This is a genomic window from Streptomyces solicamelliae (assembly GCF_045348655.1).
GTDB lineage: Bacteria > Actinomycetota > Actinomycetes > Streptomycetales > Streptomycetaceae > Streptomyces > Streptomyces solicamelliae.
The window spans coordinates 5,711,570-5,727,013 of record NZ_CP160404.1; the positions used below are offsets into that span (position 1 = coordinate 5,711,570).

Annotated in this window: 12 protein-coding genes; 8 read left to right on the forward strand and 4 right to left on the reverse strand. The window is 73.9% G+C overall.

What is annotated here, in order from left to right; translation table 11 throughout:
- Window positions 1-70: 70 nt before the first annotated feature.
- The 4 genes from ABZO31_RS26350 (at window position 71) to ABZO31_RS26365 (ending at window position 7,978) form a co-directional block, all read left to right on the forward strand.
- Entirely contained in the window at window positions 71-3,829 is a 3,759-nt protein-coding gene (locus tag ABZO31_RS26350) for a S8 family peptidase (RefSeq protein ID WP_406863768.1), read from the forward strand.
- Between the two features lie 108 nt (window positions 3,830-3,937).
- Entirely contained in the window at window positions 3,938-5,572 is a 1,635-nt protein-coding gene (locus tag ABZO31_RS26355) for a protein phosphatase 2C domain-containing protein (RefSeq protein ID WP_406863769.1), read from the forward strand.
- Between the two features lie 58 nt (window positions 5,573-5,630).
- Window positions 5,631-7,373, forward strand: a complete 1,743-nt coding sequence (locus ABZO31_RS26360; RefSeq protein WP_406863770.1) for a pyruvate dehydrogenase — start codon at window positions 5,631-5,633, stop codon at window positions 7,371-7,373.
- 146 nt (window positions 7,374-7,519) lie between these two features.
- Window positions 7,520-7,978 carry an ATP-binding protein gene (locus ABZO31_RS26365; RefSeq protein ID WP_406863771.1) on the forward strand — a complete coding sequence of 153 codons (459 nt, stop codon included), beginning with the start codon at window positions 7,520-7,522 and terminating at the stop codon, window positions 7,976-7,978.
- Between the two features lie 36 nt (window positions 7,979-8,014).
- Here ABZO31_RS26365 and ABZO31_RS26370 read toward each other — a convergent pair whose 3' ends face one another.
- Both ABZO31_RS26370 and ABZO31_RS26375 read right to left on the reverse strand, forming a co-directional pair.
- Window positions 8,015-9,103, reverse strand: a complete 1,089-nt coding sequence (locus ABZO31_RS26370; RefSeq protein WP_406863772.1) for a DUF2637 domain-containing protein — start codon at window positions 9,101-9,103, stop codon at window positions 8,015-8,017.
- 223 nt (window positions 9,104-9,326) lie between these two features.
- Window positions 9,327-10,184: a (2Fe-2S)-binding protein gene (locus ABZO31_RS26375; protein WP_406863773.1), complete on the reverse strand. Its 858-nt coding sequence runs from the start codon at window positions 10,182-10,184 to the stop codon at window positions 9,327-9,329.
- Window positions 10,185-10,333: 149 nt separating this feature from the next.
- On the opposite strand from ABZO31_RS26375, the gene ABZO31_RS26380 reads away from it, so the two are divergent.
- Together ABZO31_RS26380 and ABZO31_RS26385 are read left to right on the forward strand one after the other, a co-directional pair.
- Entirely contained in the window at window positions 10,334-11,095 is a 762-nt protein-coding gene (locus ABZO31_RS26380; RefSeq protein WP_406863774.1) for a GntR family transcriptional regulator, read from the forward strand.
- Between the two features lie 6 nt (window positions 11,096-11,101).
- Window positions 11,102-12,826, forward strand: a complete 1,725-nt coding sequence (locus ABZO31_RS26385) for a hypothetical protein (RefSeq protein ID WP_406863775.1) — start codon at window positions 11,102-11,104, stop codon at window positions 12,824-12,826.
- 7 nt (window positions 12,827-12,833) lie between these two features.
- Here the strand turns inward: ABZO31_RS26385 and ABZO31_RS26390 are convergent, their stop codons facing one another.
- Together ABZO31_RS26390 and ABZO31_RS26395 are read right to left on the reverse strand one after the other, a co-directional pair.
- Window positions 12,834-13,352, reverse strand: a complete 519-nt coding sequence (locus ABZO31_RS26390) for a protein-tyrosine phosphatase family protein (protein ID WP_406863776.1) — start codon at window positions 13,350-13,352, stop codon at window positions 12,834-12,836.
- A 30-nt stretch (window positions 13,353-13,382) separates the two neighbouring features.
- Window positions 13,383-14,177 carry a hypothetical protein gene (locus ABZO31_RS26395; protein WP_406865476.1) on the reverse strand — a complete coding sequence of 265 codons (795 nt, stop codon included), beginning with the start codon at window positions 14,175-14,177 and terminating at the stop codon, window positions 13,383-13,385.
- 250 nt (window positions 14,178-14,427) lie between these two features.
- Here ABZO31_RS26395 and ABZO31_RS26400 point away from each other — a divergent pair, with 250 nt between their 5' ends.
- Window positions 14,428-14,646 carry a hypothetical protein gene (locus ABZO31_RS26400; protein WP_406863777.1) on the forward strand — a complete coding sequence of 73 codons (219 nt, stop codon included), beginning with the start codon at window positions 14,428-14,430 and terminating at the stop codon, window positions 14,644-14,646.
- A gap of 162 nt (window positions 14,647-14,808) precedes the next feature.
- On the forward strand, window positions 14,809-15,441 hold the full coding sequence (locus ABZO31_RS26405) for a hypothetical protein (protein WP_406863778.1): 633 nt from the start codon (window positions 14,809-14,811) through the stop codon (window positions 15,439-15,441).
- Window positions 15,442-15,444 lie beyond the last annotated feature (3 nt).

The window sequence follows — 15,444 nt, forward strand, 5'->3', positions numbered from 1 at the left end:
CCGCAGCACCAACAGCCTCCGGGTTCGCGCCGTTTCGGCGGTGCATGCCCGGTTTCATCTGGGGAGAGCGATGCGTCCGATATCGCGTACGGCGCTAGGCGCGGCGACCGCTGCCGTCCTGGCCGTCACCGCGGTCGCGCCGTCCACCGCGGCCATGCCGCAGGACGACCCGGCCGAGAAGCGTCCGCCGGTCGGCAGCCAGGCCGCCCGCACGGGGGAGAGGTCGAGCACCGTCACCCTCGTCACCGGCGACCGGGTCGTGGTCACCCGCGACGCCGCCGGCACACCGGCCGCCGCGGCCCTGCCCCGTGAGGACGGCACCGTGCCGTTCGTACAGACCCGCCGCACCGGCGAGGACCTGTACGTGTACCCCGAGGGCGCGACCGCCGCCCTCGCCGCGGGCCGCGTCGACCACGAGCTCTTCAACGTCACCGGACTGATCCGGCAGGGCTACGACGACACCGCCACGGCCACCCTGCCGCTGATCGCCGTGTACGGCTCCGACGTCGCCCGCTCCGTGCCCGCCGCCCCGCGCGGCGCCACGCGTGGCAAGGTCCTCAAGACCGTCCACGGCGTCGCCCTCGCCGCCGACAAGAAGCAGGCCGCCGCGTTCTGGAAGGACGTCGAGGCCCCGACCGCCCGCAACGCCTCCGGCCTGAAGAAGCTGTGGCTCGACCGCAAGGTCCGGGCCACCCTGGAGCGGTCCACCCAGCAGGTCCACGCCCCCGAGGCCTGGGCCGCCGGCTACGACGGCAAGGGCACCAAGGTCGCCGTCCTCGACACCGGCGCCGACGCCGAGCACCCGGACCTCAAGGGCCGCATCGTCGCCGCGCAGAACTTCACCGACTCCGACAGCGCCGACGACCGCCAGGGCCACGGCACCCACACCATCTCCACCGTCGGCGGCTCCGGCGCAGCGAGCGGCGGCAAGAAGAAGGGCGTCGCGCCCGGCGCCGAACTCCTCAACGGCAAGGTCCTCAACGACTACGGCTCCGGAGCCACGTCCTGGATCATCGCCGGCATGGAGTGGGCCGTCGCCCAGGGCGCCGACGTCGTCTCCATGAGCCTCGGCAACCCGTCCGAGACCGACTGCACCGACCCGATGAGCATCGCCGCCGAAGAACTCGCCCAGAACAAGGGCACGTTGTTCGTCGTCGCCGCCGGCAACACGGGCCCCTCGCTCAACACGGTCTCCTCGCCCGGCTGCGCGCCCGGCGTCCTCACCGTCGGCGCCACCGACCGCGACGACTCCACCGCGTACTTCTCCAGCCGCGGTCCGACGACGCTGAGCCACACCCTCAAGCCGGAGATCGCCGCCCCCGGGGTCGGCATCTCCGCCGCCGCGGCCGGCGGCCGGGGCGTGTACGCGTACCAGGGCATGTCCGGTACGTCGATGGCCACCCCGCACGTCGCGGGCGCCGCCGCGATCCTCAAGCAGCGCCACCCCGACTGGACCGCGCAGCAGATCAAGGCCGCGCTCGTCTCCTCCGCCGAGAACGGCGTCCCCGGCGACGTCCGCGAGGTCGGCGGCGGCCGGCTCGACGTCAGGGCCGCGATCGAGCAGACCGTCCTCGGGGCCTCCGCCGTCCAGGGCGGCACCTACCACTGGCCGCAGAACAGCTCCGATCGCACCACGGTCGCCGTGCCGTACACCAACACCTCCGACAAGCCCGTCACGTTGACGCTGGCCGTCGAGAAGGTCACCGGCAACAACGGCTCGGCCGTCAGCTCCTCCGTCGCCCGCCTCGGACAGCGCACCGTCACCGTCCCGGCCGGCGGCACCGCCGAGGTCCCGCTGAAGCTCGACCCCGCCGCCGGCCTCGACCGCGCCCAGTACGGCGACGTCACCGGCCGCGTGGTGGCCACCGCCCCCGGCGGCGTCCACGTCTCCACCCCGTTCTCGCTGTACGTCGAGCCCGAGACCGTCAGCCTGCGCGTCAAGCTGATCGACCGTCAGGGCAAGCCCGCGGCGGGCGCGTCGTCCCTCGACGTCATCGGGACCGACACCGCCTCCGGCGAGCGCCGCTTCAACGAGGGCGCCACCGACCAGGTCTACCGGCTGCGCCCCGGCAGCTACTTCCTCTCCTCCTTCGTCACCACCCCCGACGCCGGAGCGGGCGCCGAGCTGAACGACTCGGTCAGCTACCTCGGCCGCCCGCAGCTGGAGCTGAAGAAGGACACCGTCGTCACCCTCGACGCCCGCAGGGCCCACAAGCTGTCCGTGCGCACCGACAAGCCCGGCGAAGTCCGCGGCGCGACCCTGGCGTTCGCCCGCTCCTGGGACGACACCTGGCTGCACGCCGGCACCGCCGCCGGACCGCGCACCCTCCGCGGCTACTACGCCTCCGTCGAAGGCGCCGCCGAGAACGGCGACTTCGAGTTCGGCAGCTACTGGCGCACCGCCGCCCCGCAGGTCTCCTCGCTGACGACCGCCGACGGCCTCACCCTGCACCCGGTCACCGGCTCCACCGGCTCCGACAACCTCGACGGCACCGGCACGGCCGGTCTGGTCGACGCGGGCGCGGGCACCCCGGCCGAACTGACGGCCGCCCAGGTCAAGGGCAAGGTCGCGCTCGTCCGCTTCCCGGACGACGACACCTTCTCGGCCACGATCGCCCGCAACGCCAAGGCCGCCGGCGCGGTCGCCGTCCTCGGCCACCGCGCGGCCCCCGGCCGCTGGTACCCGTCCGCCGGCTTCGGCAGCGCCGGTCTGCCGGTCCTCGCGGTCGAGACCGCCGAGGCCACGGCGCTGCGGGAGAAGCTCGCCGCGGGCGAGGTCACACTCCACTGGAAGGCCACGGCGAAGAGCCCCTACGTGTACAACCTCGCGTTCCCCGAGTCCGGCGCGATCCGCGACGACCGGGCGTACCGCGTCCGGGACGCCGAACTCGGCCGCACCGAGTCGACGTACACCGCCATGGGCATCGCCAACGACTTCCTCGACTTCGGCTCCGCCCGTCGTCCGAGCGGCGCGGCGGTGGGCTTCGCCGGCCTGGAGACGGCTCCGGCGCCCGGCGCCCGCACCGAGTACTACACGGCCGGGGACACCGTCTGGGACAAGATGCTCTGCTCCAGCTTCCCGTTCGGCGAGTTCATGATCGGCACGCCGCACGCGTACCGGGCGGGCGAGAAGCGCACGGAGAGCTGGTACGACGGTGTGGTCGCCCCCACCGCCCCGCGCGACGCGGCCGGCAGGCCGGTCCTCGTGTCCGAGCGCCAGGGCAACCTGATCGGCTTCGCCGACGCGATGTGGGGTGACAACACCCACCACGGCGAGCCCGGTTCCTTCGGCGACGTCGGCAACCTCCGGCTGCGCAAGGGCGACGAGGTGCTCGGTGCGAGCGCATGGCCGTTCGGGGTCTTCGAAGTCCCGTCCGAGAGTGCGGAGTACACGCTCGAACAGAACGTGATGAAGTTCAGCAGCAAGGTCTGGAACCGCTCGACTTCCGTCAACTCCGTCTGGAAATTCACCTCCAAGGCGGATGAGAACGTCTACTCTCAAGGCATCCCGATTCTCTTCCCCCGGTACGACCTTCCGGAGGACGGCCTCAAGACCCTCGCCGCGACCGACGGCCGGCACATCGGCCTCACCGTGACCGGACACGCGGGCTACACGCCCGGTGCGCTCACCTCGGCGAAGCTCTCCTACTCCTATGACGGTGGCGCCACCTGGACGGCGGCGCAGGTCAGCCGGCAGGGCGACGCCTGGACCGCGACCGTGAACCACGCGGGCGCGTCCGGCAAGCAGGTCACCCTGAAGTCCGAACTGACCGACGCCAACGGCAACTCCGTCACCCAGACCGTGGTCCGCGCTTACGACGTGCGCTGATCACGCCGGTCCGCCGGGCGACCTTCCCGTGGGGGGTGGGGCCGCCCGGCGGACCACTTTTTCCTGATGTCCCGTTTTCGCATGCCCCTCGGGGTGGACAATAAGGGCATGACTCAGCAGGGGGACAACTGGTGGGACAAGCTCTACGACGGAACGGCCCCGGACACGGCGCCCACGTCGTCGGGCGACACCTTGGACGACCGCTTCGCCTCGGCGACGAGAGCGACGGGGAAGCCGGGGGAACCGGGGGAACCGGGGGAGCCGGGCCTCCCGGACCCTCCGGCCGACGGCCCGCCCGCGCCGCCCGTGGAACAGACGCGGCCCGGAGGCGAGGTTCCCCCGCCTCCGACGACTCCGCCGTCACGGCGAGGTGAGGGTCCTCCCCTTCCGACAGCCCTGCCGTCGGGGGGAGCCGAGGTGCCCCGGCCCCCGACGGCTCCGCCGCCGCCCAGTGCTCCGCCGTCGTCCGGCGGCGTGGACACGGTGACACCGGGAGCAGCGACCCCGGCGTGCCCCGAGCCACCGGTGTGCCCGCCGCCCTCCTCTCCCGCCTCGCCCCCGTCCGCCCCCCTGGGCCGGGCGCCGTGGGAGGTGCCGGTGACCGGGGCGCGGGTGCCGCGGACGTTTCCCTCGCGGCCGGCGCAGCCGCCCGTACCGCCGGAGCCCCCCGTGCCGCCCGCCCCCGCGCCCGAATCCGCGACCGCCGCCGTGCCCCGGCCCCGTACCGGCCATGTCGGGGACCGGCCGCCCACGTACGAGGCCGAGCCCACCGCGCTGCCCCCCGCCCGCCCCGGCGAGCTGGCCGAACTCGTGGCGGACACCGTGCTCGACGGGGCCCGCTACGGAGCCTGCACCCTGCGCGCCGCATCCGTCCGGGGCGACTCCGCCCGGTACCGCGGCGAGCCCCGCCGCGACGCGCTGCTCACCGCGCGGTTCGGGCACGACGAGGCCGCGCTCGTGCTCGTCGCCGTCGCCGGAGGTGTCCGCGCCGCCGAATGCGCCCATCTCGCCGCCGCCGACGTCTGCCGCTGGATCGGCGAGGCCGTGGGCCGCAGCCACGCCCGGCTCTCCGAGGACATCCGGGCCGGCCGACGCGGCGACCTCAAGTCCGGACTGCACCGGCTCACCGACCGCACCTACGGCCGGCTGCGCAACCGCGCCGCCGAACGGGGCGTGGACCCCGAGGAGTACACCGCCACCCTGCGCTGTCTGCTGATCTCCGCCGACCCGGAGTGCCGCACCCGTGTGTTCTTCGGCATCGGCCGCGGGGGCCTGTTCCGCCTCCGCGACGGCGCCTGGCACGACATAGAGCCCCTGGTCCCGGAGTCCGGCGCGCTGACCGGCGCGGCCGTCGTGGCGAGCGAAGCGAGATGGGGGTCCCCCCGGCCGGAGGCCGGGGGAGGTCCGCCGGTGGCCGCACCGGAGGAGGCGCCCCCCGCCGAGGGGCTCACCGTGGACCTCGGCATCGTCACCCCACCGGGCCCGTTCGTCGAGGACCCCCTGCCGCCGCCCGCCGAACCGTTTCGGTTCCGCGCCTCGGTCGCCCGCCCCGGCGACATCCTGCTGCTCGCCTCCAACGGCTTCGCGGAGCCGCTCCGCGGCGAACCCGCGCTCGGCACCGAGCTCGCGGCCCGCTGGGCCGACCGGGAGCCGCCGGGCCTCGCGGCCTTCCTCGCCGACACCCAGATGCGGGTGAAGGGCTACGCGGACGACCGCACCGGCGTCGCCGTCTGGGAGGCGTGACCGTCTGGGAGGCGTAACCGCACAGGCGCGATCCCTCGGCCCGTGGGTTGATGGACCCATGGCCAGACAGAACGTCGCAGAACAGTTCGTCGACATCCTCGTACGCGCCGGGGTCCAGCGGCTCTACGGGGTCGTCGGCGACAGCCTCAACCCGGTCGTCGACGCGATCCGCCGCCACTCCGGCATCGACTGGATCCAGGTCCGGCACGAGGAGACCGCCGCGTTCGCGGCCGGCGCCGAGGCGCAGCTCACCGGGAAGCTCGCCGCCTGCGCCGGCTCCTGCGGCCCCGGCAACCTGCACCTGATCAACGGCCTCTACGACGCTCACCGCTCCATGGCCCCGGTGCTCGCCCTCGCCTCGCACATCCCGTCCGGCGAGATCGGCCTCTCCTACTTCCAGGAGACCCACCCCGACCAGCTGTTCCGCGAGTGCAGTCATTACAGCGAGCTGATCTCCAACCCGCGCCAGATGCCCCGCGTGCTGCAGACCGCGATCCAGCACGCGGTCGGACAGGGCGGGGTCGGGGTCGTCGCGCTGCCCGGCGACATCGCCTCCCAGCAGGCGCCGGAGCAGTCCGTCGAGACCGCCCTGGTCACCACCCGGCCGACCGTCCGGCCCGGTGACACCGAGATCGACGCCCTCGTCCGGCTGATCGACTCGGCCGACCGGGTGACGCTGTTCTGCGGCAGCGGCACCGCCGGCGCGCACGCCGAGGTCATGCAGTTCGCCGAGCGCATCAAGGCGCCGGTCGGGCACGCCCTGCGCGGCAAGGAGTGGATCCAGTACGACAACCCCTTCGACGTCGGCATGAGCGGACTCCTGGGCTACGGCGCCGCCTACGAGGCCACCCATGAGTGCGAACTCCTGATCCTGCTCGGCACCGACTTCCCGTACAACGCCTTCCTGCCCGACGACGTGAAGATCGTCCAGGTGGACGTCCGGCCCGAGCGCCTCGGCCGGCGCTCCACGCTGGACCTGGCCGTCTGGGGCGACGTCCGCGAGACCCTGCGCTGTCTGATCCCGCGGGTCCGGGCCAAGACCGACCGCCGCTTCCTGGACCGGATGCTGAAGAAGCACGCCGACGCGCTGGAGACCGTGGTCAAGGCGTACACCCGCAAGGTCGAGAAGCACGTCCCGATCCACCCCGAGTACGTCGCCTCCGTCCTCGACGAACTCGCCGACGACGACGCCGTGTTCACCGTCGACACGGGGATGTGCAACGTCTGGGCGGCGCGCTATCTCTCGCCCAACGGCCGGCGCCGGATCATCGGTTCGTTCACCCACGGCTCGATGGCCAACGCGCTGCCGCAGGCGATCGGGGCGCAGTTCACCGACCGGCGGCGGCAGGTCGTGTCGATGTCCGGCGACGGCGGATTCTCCATGCTGATGGGCGACTTCCTCACCCTCGTCCAGTACGACCTGCCGGTGAAGGTGGTGCTGTTCAACAACTCGTCCCTCGGCATGGTCGAGCTGGAGATGCTGGTCTCCGGGCTGCCCTCCTACGGGACGACCAACGTCAACCCCGACTTCGCCGCCGTCGCCCGCGCCTGCGGCGCCTTCGGCGTACGGGTCGAGAAGCCCAAGCACCTGGCGGGCGCGCTGAAGGACGCCTTCAAGCACCGCGGCCCGGCCCTGGTGGACGTGGTCACCGACCCCAACGCGCTGTCCATCCCGCCGAAGATCAGTGCCGAGATGGTGTCCGGCTTCGCGCTCTCCGCGAGCAAGATCGTGCTGGACGGCGGGGTCGGCCGGATGCTCCAGATGGCCCGCTCGAATCTGCGCCATGTGCCCCGTCCCTGAACTCCCGGCGTGCGCCGTGGTGGAGCGACTTACCCCGATGCATCCGCTCGTCGGCGATCGGTCAGGAATGCGGGCGTTCTGTCGGGGCATGCATCCCCGTGAGCGTGTTCGAGAGAAAGGGTCGTTCCGACGTGTGGGTGGGGGTTATGAACGGGGAGGCAGGGCGACCGACTCAACTGCGCAGAAAGGTGGGTTGCGCCGAGATAGCGGCGATACCGGAGGTGAGACGTGCCCTGCGGACGATGCTCCGGCACTGGGGCGAACCCGGAGCCAGCGACGTCGCGGAGCTGCTCACCAGTGAACTGGTGACCAATGCGCTGATCCATACCGACCGGGGAGCGGTGGTGACCGCCACCGTCGTCCCCGACACCCGGGACACCCTGCGGGTGGAGGTACGGGACTTTGTCCCCGAACTGCCGGAGCCGTACGCACCGCACGCCGACAGCGGTACGCACGGCCCGGCCGCCGGGGAGGGACCCGTCGCCCACGAGTCCACACACGGCCGGGGGCTGGTCCTGGTCGAGGCCCTGGCCGACGCCTGGGGGATCAGGGCCTCGGGGCCCGGGAAGGTCGTCTGGTTCGAACTCGTCGGCGCGGCCGCGTGAGCGTGCCGCGCCGACGAGTCGTCTCCGGGCGGGGGCTCACCCGAACTGCTGCTCCAGATCGGCGAGTTTGCGCTCCAGGGAGTCGAGCCGGGGCAGTGTCTGGGTGTCGTCCTCGGCGGTGAGGTCCACCGTCCGGGACTCGGCGCCCCGTACGGCCTGCAGGGAGGGCCGGGGCCGGAGCGGCAGCTGTCCGGGGTCGGTCGGGTCGGCTATGGCGGGCTCCGCGACGGACGGGCCGACGCCCGTCGCCGCGGAGGCCGTGCCGGGGGCCAGCGGCGCCGCACCCGCGGCCAGCGGAGGCACCACGACCTGACGGCCGCCCCGGCCGAGGCCGAACGCCCGGTGCTGGCCGCTGATGGCCCGGAGCCGGGCCCGGTCCAGCTTCTGCTGCTCGCGCCGGCGCATCCGGTTCTGCTGCTTCTCCCGCCGGTCCTCGCGCACCTCGTCGACCGCCTCGTCCAGGGTGCGGACGCCCTCCAGGAGCATCAGCGACCAGGCCGCGAAGGTCTCCCTGGGGGCCCGCAGCCAGCGGACGATACGGATCTGCGGCAGCGGGCGGGGCACCAGGCCCTGCTCGCGGAGCGCCGCCCGGCGGGTCTGCTTGAGGGCCCGGTCGAAGAGGACCGCCGCCGACAGCGACATGCCGGCGAAGAACTGCGGGGCGCCGTCGTGGCCCAGGCCCCGCGGGGCGTGCACCCAGTTGAACCAGGCGGCCGCGCCGGCGAAGGTCCAGACGAGGAGCCGGGAGCCGAGGGCCGCGTCGCCGTGGCTGGCCTCGCGGACGGCGAGCACCGAGCAGAACATCGCCGCGCCGTCGAGGCCGAACGGGACGAGGTACTCCCAGCCGCCGGTGAGGTTCAGGTTCTGCCGGCCGAAGCCGACCAGACCGTGGAACGAGAGCGCGGCGGCGACGGCCGCGCAGCAGAACAGCAGGACGTAGGAGGCGGTGCCGTAGATCGCCTCCTTGCGGCGGCGGCGCTCCTCGCTGCGCTCCCAGGAGTCCTCGGCCGCGGCCTGGTCACCGGCGCGCTTCCCGCGCGCGAGCACCGCAACCGCCGTCAGGACTCCGACGAGCATCACCCCGCCCGGAAGCAGCCAGTCCAGCGATATGTCGGTCAGTCTCATGCGGTGTCCCTTGCATCGCGTAAGGCGTTTCGGCCGCCCATATTGACCGAAGGCCGGGGCTCCTCAGGGGGTTTCGGAGCAAGAGCACGCCAATGAGGCGGCGAGGCATACGAATAGGTGCGATCTACTCGAACTGCCGTACTGGACGCACGAGTTACGTTCGATTCATGCCACCCGGACGGGTGGCATGAAGTACCCCGGGACGGGTGAGCCTGTCCGTGGATCAGGCGGCGGCGGTGAGCCGCCGCAGCCGCTCCGCGTCGCAGGTGCGCGGGCAGGTCACGCAGGTGTCCTCGGGACGCAGCGTGTAGAACAGGCAGCAGCTCGCCCGGTCCCGGGTCGGCAGCGCCGCCCCGTCCGGCCCGGCCAGCTCGCGGAAGCCCGCGGACCCCACGTACGGCTTCGCCGTGCCCGGCAGCAGCAGCTCCAGCTCCGCCATGGCGCGCGGCTCCTCGCCGAGCAGCGTGCCGAGGTACCAGAGGCCCTCGACGATCTCGTCCGTCGCCATGCCCCACAGGGCCCGCCGCCCGCGCCGCATCCGGGGCCCGAAGCCCGCCAGGACCGGCTCGAGGTGCTCGGCCAGGGCCGCGCGGACCTCGGCGCGCAGGGCCTCCTCGTCCGGCACGACCCGCGCGCCGGGCAGCGCCGCGGCCGGGTCGCCCGACAGGCAGGCGAAGTCGGCGACGCGGACGGTCATCCGGCCGCGCGCCCGCTGGTAGGCCACGTCCGCGACGGGGATCCGGGGCACCCGGCGGTGCAGGAACCAGGGGATCGTCACCAGCAGACAGGCGGGCCAGGCGTACCGGTGCAGTCCGAAGCTGGCGACCACGTCGGGCCGGGCCTGTGCGCCGTAGTCGCGCAGCACCTGCGCGTCGTCCCAGGCGAGGAACGCGTCGAGCGCGGGGCCGCCGGCCGCGAGCTCGTCCGCGCCGACCCAGCCGCCGCCGCGCGGGGCGCGTTCGCCGGGCCCGAGCTCCTCTATCCGCAGCCCGGGGAACACCTCGGCGAGCCGGGCGTACGCGGCCGCGACCGGGGAGGCGGGGACTGCGGGCACGGCGGGGAGCAGCGTGGGGACGGCCATTCAGGGACCACCGAATCGCGATCGTTAGCAGGTTAGCCTTACCTTACCCGACGCCTTCGATGTTTGAACTCCCGGTCTGTCCGCCTATGGTGCACAGGGGAACCCGGTACCGCGAGCCGGGCTCGGCACGAGGCCGCAGGAGGACCCGGGTGGAGCAGGGCAGAGCGCGCGAGCGTGCGGCGGAGCAGCCGTACGCCGCGTACGGCGGCGCCGACGTCGCGCCCCGGGTGCCGGAGCAGGTGCGTGGTGAGCACACCCACAGCGAGCCGCCCGCGCCCGCCGCGCGGGTCGTGCGCCGGCATTCCGTACGCGGACAGATCCTCGACGCCCTGCGCACCGCGCTCGTCGGCGGCGAGCTGGTCCCCGGCGAGGTGTACTCCGCGCCCGTGCTCGGCGAGCGCTTCGGCGTGTCGGCGACCCCGGTGCGCGAGGCCATGCAGCAGCTGGCCCTGGAGGGCGCGGTGGAGGTCGTCCCGAACCGCGGCTTCCGGGTGACCGAACGCACTCCCCGGGAGCTGGCCGAGCTGGCGGCGGTACGGGCCCTGATCGAGGTCCCGGTGATGCTGGACCTGGCCCGCACGGTCCCGGCGGACCGCTGGCGCGAGCTGCGGCCGCTGGCCGAGGCGACGGGGGCCGCCGCGGCACGCGGCGACCGGGCGCACTACGCGGAGACCGACCGCGCCTTCCACCGCGCGGTGCTCGCGCTGTCCGGCAACGCCCAGCTGGTGGCCGTCGCGGACGACCTGCACCGGCGCTCCCAGTGGCCGCTGGCCAGTGCGCCGGTGGCCCGCCACGCGGACCTCGTGGCGGACGCCGCGGAGCACAGCGCGCTGCTGGACGCGCTGATCGCGCAGGACCTGCCCGTCGTACGGTCCCTCGTACGGGAGCACTTCACCGGATCGGAAGGCTGACGCCCCTTGCCCGAGGCTCTTCTGCGCGCCTGGCTCGCCGACCCGCGCGCACCCCGGCTCTGCCTGGTCCCCGAGCTGCCGCCGGTGCGGCTGCCCGGCGTGACGGTCCTGTCGCTCGCGGGGCTCGGCGTGCCTGGCGCGGTCTGGTCGCTGGCCAACACGCTGGGCGTCGCCGCGCGCACCCCGGCGGAGCTCCTGACGGCCCTCCTGTCGGAGGGCCGCCGCCGCACCCTGGCCCTGCCCGGCCTCGGGGACGCGGACGATCCGAAGGGCCTGGCGGAACTCATCCTCTCCCTCGCCGACCTGGGCTGCCTTCGCCTCCTGGTCGAGTCCCCGGACCCGCTGACGCCCCGGCTCTCCCAGGGCCCGGCGATCCTGCTGGAGGAACTGGAGCGGGCCCACGGGCCGGAGGACGACGACCTGACGAGCCTGATGGACGACGTGCCCGTGCCGGGGGAGAGCGTCGCGCCGCTGCGGCGCGCCGTGCCTCCGCCGGCCTCGCCCGCGGCGCCGGTGCGCGTGCCGGTCGGCGCGGGGCCGGCCGTGCCGGGCGGCGAGGGGCAGCCGTCGGCCGAGGGCGTGACTCCCGGATCGGGCGAGCTTGCCCCGTCCGCCTCGTCTGTCGCGCCTGTCGCGCCCGTGCGCGGGACGTCGGCGGCCTCGGCGGTGACGGTGGAGCAGGACCCCCGTTCCTCCCTGCCCGGTGCGCGGCGGCCGGAGGATCTCGGCGAAGGGCTGGATCTCGGGGCCGCCGGCGCCGTCTGCGCGGCGGATCCGCGGTACGTCACCGTGGCGTACGACCGTGAGGCGGCCGCGTACGGGGGCCTGGGGCCGGCCTGGCTGCGGGCGGGGCAGGCGGTCGTGCGCGACGTGCCCGCCGGCGTTCGCGCCTTCGCGCTGCTCACCGCGCTCGGGGAGGACGCCGACCCGGGGCTCAGGGCCGAGCTGACCGCGCTGGCCGCGGACGAGCCCTGGTGGCTCGTCGCCGCGCGGGTCCGGGGCGACCGCGCCCCCGCCTGGCCGGGGGCCGCCGCCGCGCTGGCCGTGGACGGCGACGGGCGGCTGCTGCTGGCGGACGACCTCGGGACCGTGCACGTCCTGGACGCGCTCGACGCCGCCCCCGCCGCCGAAGCGGTCACCACCGCCGTACGACGCCCCCGGTCCCTCGCCGCCCTCGACGACGGCACGCTGCTCCTGCTGGACGAGCGGGGCCGGCTGCGTAGCGAGCGGGGCCCCGGGAGCTGGCTCACGCGCGCCGTCGCCGACACCCTGGCCGTGCACCCGGGCACCGCGCTGACCACCGCCGACGGCGCCGTCCTGGTGGGCGACCGGATGGGCTCGGTCCACGCCTTCGGCATCGACGGCGTCCACCAGGCCGCCCTGCACGCCGGACGGGTGACCGCCCTGGCGTACGTCGCCGGTCCGTCCCCGCTGGCCTGCAGCGGCGGCGCGGACGGCGCGGTCCGGACCTGGCGCCCCGGCTGCACCCCGCGCCCGGCGCCCGTCGCGGAGCGCGCCTGCGCGGTCGTCGCGCTGGCCGCCGCCCCCGGCCCGGACGGCCCGCTGCTGCTGGTCGCCTGGGCGGACGGCCTCGTCGAACTGCACCGCCCCGGCGGCCCGGCCCCGGTGCCGTTCCGCCCGGGCCCGCCGGTGCGTGCCGTGGCGCTCGTGCCGGACGGCACGGCGGTGGTGGGCACGGACGAGTCGCTGATCCTGCTGCGGACGGGCTGACGGGCCGTCAGGGAGCCGGCGAGTCGAGCCCCGTCAGCAACTGCGCGACGTCGAGCCCGGTCTCCAGGTACTGCACGAACACCTGGTTGTGCAGTGACCACCGCGACCGCCGCCGCCGGATCAGCGCGACGGCCTCCTCCGCGTCGAGCCCCAGCTCCACGAGCGCCTGCGCGACGACCAGACCGGAGCGGTTGTATCCGGCGAAACAGCGGACGAGCGTGGGCCGGTTCTCCCGGACCGCGGCCGCGGTGCGCGCGGCCGCCTCCCGTACCGACCCCAGTTGTTCGAACGTCAGCGGACTGTCGGGGATTTCATGGACGAGATGATCCACTCCGTCGTCCGGACCATGACCCGAACGAGTGAACATACTCACGACCAGCGAGAATTCACTCCTCGCGACGGCCGGCCGGGGAATTCCCGAACCATCGTCCCAGAAGTGCCCGCCCATCCACAGCCCCGGAATGATCTCGCTCCAGGGAGCACCGGGCTCGGGCACCTCGTCGTCCTTTCCGCGCCCCGCGATCATGCGTTTCTCTCCCGCTTCCCCTTCCGGGCCTCAGACCGCCGGCCGCGCGGACAAATGCGCGGCCAGCCACGTCGGCACCCCGCCGAGCAGATGGAACAGCCGGCGCGCCTCGGCCCGCAGCCGCCCGGCCTCCGGCTCGGTCTCGGTCGCCGCGAGCGAGGCGAGCGCCGGGGCCGTACCGACGAGATAGCCGAGCTCCTCCCGGATCCGCAGCGACTCGGCGAAGCCGTGCCGGGCCTCCGCCAACTCGCCCTCGTGCAGGGCGATTCCGGCGAGATGACGCCAGGTGGAGGAGAGCAGCAGCGTGTCGTTCTGCGCGGTCGCGCCCGCGTGTGCCCTCCGGTACGCGGCGCGCGCCGCCTGCGGCGAGTCGCCGAGGTTCTGCGCGATCAGGCCGCGCCGGAAGTCCAGCAGCGGCCGTCCCTGCGCCGAGGGCCCGATCAGCGCGGCCGCCCGGCCCAGCGCGGCCCGTGCCTCGTCGGCCCGGTCACGGACGCCCAACAGCGTGGAGGCGTACGCGAGATACCCCCGCTCGCAGGCGGCCGCCCCGCGCTCCTCGTCGTCCTGGGCCACCGCCTCGGCCGCCCGCAGCGCCTCCTCGGCCTCCGCCCAGCCCTTTTCCGTGTACAGACACCGCTCGATCAGCAGCGCGGCACGCTGCAGCGCGGCGGCCGGATCGTCCGTGTGCGGGAGGAGCAGCGCGGCCGCGTCGGTCCAGCAACCACGGGAGCGCAGCCGCCATATGGCGGTCTGCACGGGCGTCTCCTTGCCATGTGCGAGGGACGGATCGTCGCCATCCCTTGATTCGGAACCGGAACCAGACATGGCGGTGTCCGCCACATTGCCCTCCCCGAGCGCGCCATTGAGCTGTTGAGTCAGATCGAATCTCAGCATGAACGGGCGGGCTCGGCCAAGAGGTTAGGTGAATCAATTCACAATCACCGTTCACTTACCGGTAATCGAACATGAATTACCGGTCGGTGCGATCTTGTGAACCCCTTCGGCGCCTCCGGGCAACAACGACTGCGGGCAGCGCGTGAGCACACGCGCCGGCACGTCGGAAACGGAGGCCACGTTGAACGATCCACTGGAGCGTGACGAGAACGGCGATGCCGCGGTCGTCGTCCGGTCCTTCGCGCACCCGGAGCTGTTCGCCGAGCTGTACCACCGGTACGCCGCGGACATCCACCACTTCTGCGGCCGCAGACTCGGGGACGAGGCCGCCGACGAGATCACGGCGGAGACGTTCCCGGCCGCGGCCCGGGGTTCGCGCGGGATGTCCGGACGGACCTGACCCCGAGGAGGCGGGGCGGGGGCGCCGTACGGAGTCCGCGGCGACGGATAATTCGACGATCCCCGTCGGCCGTTGATCCCCGGTGGCGCGGTCGACGTCCGGTTCGCCCGGGGCTGACCGTCCTCCGCCGGCCTGACCGCACGCGACCACACCGGAGTACCGATGAAGCTAGCCGTTCTCGTCCATCAGGCCCGTCTGGGAGCCGAGGAGTTCAGGGTCGTCCGGCCCGCCCGGCCGCCGGCCGGTGCCGCGTTGGTCGACCGCGACCGGTACCTGGACCTCTACGTGGACGAGGACGCCGCTCGAAGCGTCGCCGGGTTGTGGCTGCTCGCCGCGCGTTCGCCCCGCTCGCTGGTTCACGTGCCGATGCGCGCCAACCGCCCACCGGCCGAGGAGGTGCCGGACGACGCGGCCCCCCGGCTGCTCGGCCTCGTGCTCCTGCACCACTCGCTCCAGTTCGCCCCCGCGCGCTGGAAGCAGCTCCGCGGCCGCCTCGGCCCCGGCCGCCCGCAGACCGTGAGGCTGCCCGAGGCCGAGCACGACGGCGCCACGGCGATCGACCACGTGACCCGCCACCACCGCGAGAACCGCGACCTCTTCCACCAGCACCTGCACGCCGAGACGCTGTTCATGACCGGCAGCGCGAAGGTCTTCCGCGATACCGCCGGCCGCTTCCTGGAAGTCGCCCGCGAGGGCCCCCGCTCCACCGACCCGCACGTCTGCACCCGCCTCCACAGCGACGACGGCACCCTCGGCAACGCACGCGAACTCCACATCGAGTACCGCGTCGGGTGACAG

Coding starts and splice junctions, on each gene's coding strand:
- ABZO31_RS26365 (WP_406863771.1), top strand. CDS start 7,520: ATGAACGGGGAGGCAGGGCGACCGACTCAACTGCGCAGAAAGGTGGGT.
- ABZO31_RS26350 (WP_406863768.1), top strand. CDS start 71: ATGCGTCCGATATCGCGTACGGCGCTAGGCGCGGCGACCGCTGCCGTC.
- ABZO31_RS26405 (WP_406863778.1), top strand. CDS start 14,809: ATGAAGCTAGCCGTTCTCGTCCATCAGGCCCGTCTGGGAGCCGAGGAG.
- ABZO31_RS26390 (WP_406863776.1), bottom strand. CDS start 13,352: ATGATCGCGGGGCGCGGAAAGGACGACGAGGTGCCCGAGCCCGGTGCT.
- ABZO31_RS26355 (WP_406863769.1), top strand. CDS start 3,938: ATGACTCAGCAGGGGGACAACTGGTGGGACAAGCTCTACGACGGAACG.
- ABZO31_RS26360 (WP_406863770.1), top strand. CDS start 5,631: ATGGCCAGACAGAACGTCGCAGAACAGTTCGTCGACATCCTCGTACGC.
- ABZO31_RS26395 (WP_406865476.1), bottom strand. CDS start 14,177: ATGTCTGGTTCCGGTTCCGAATCAAGGGATGGCGACGATCCGTCCCTC.
- ABZO31_RS26370 (WP_406863772.1), bottom strand. CDS start 9,103: ATGAGACTGACCGACATATCGCTGGACTGGCTGCTTCCGGGCGGGGTG.
- ABZO31_RS26375 (WP_406863773.1), bottom strand. CDS start 10,184: ATGGCCGTCCCCACGCTGCTCCCCGCCGTGCCCGCAGTCCCCGCCTCC.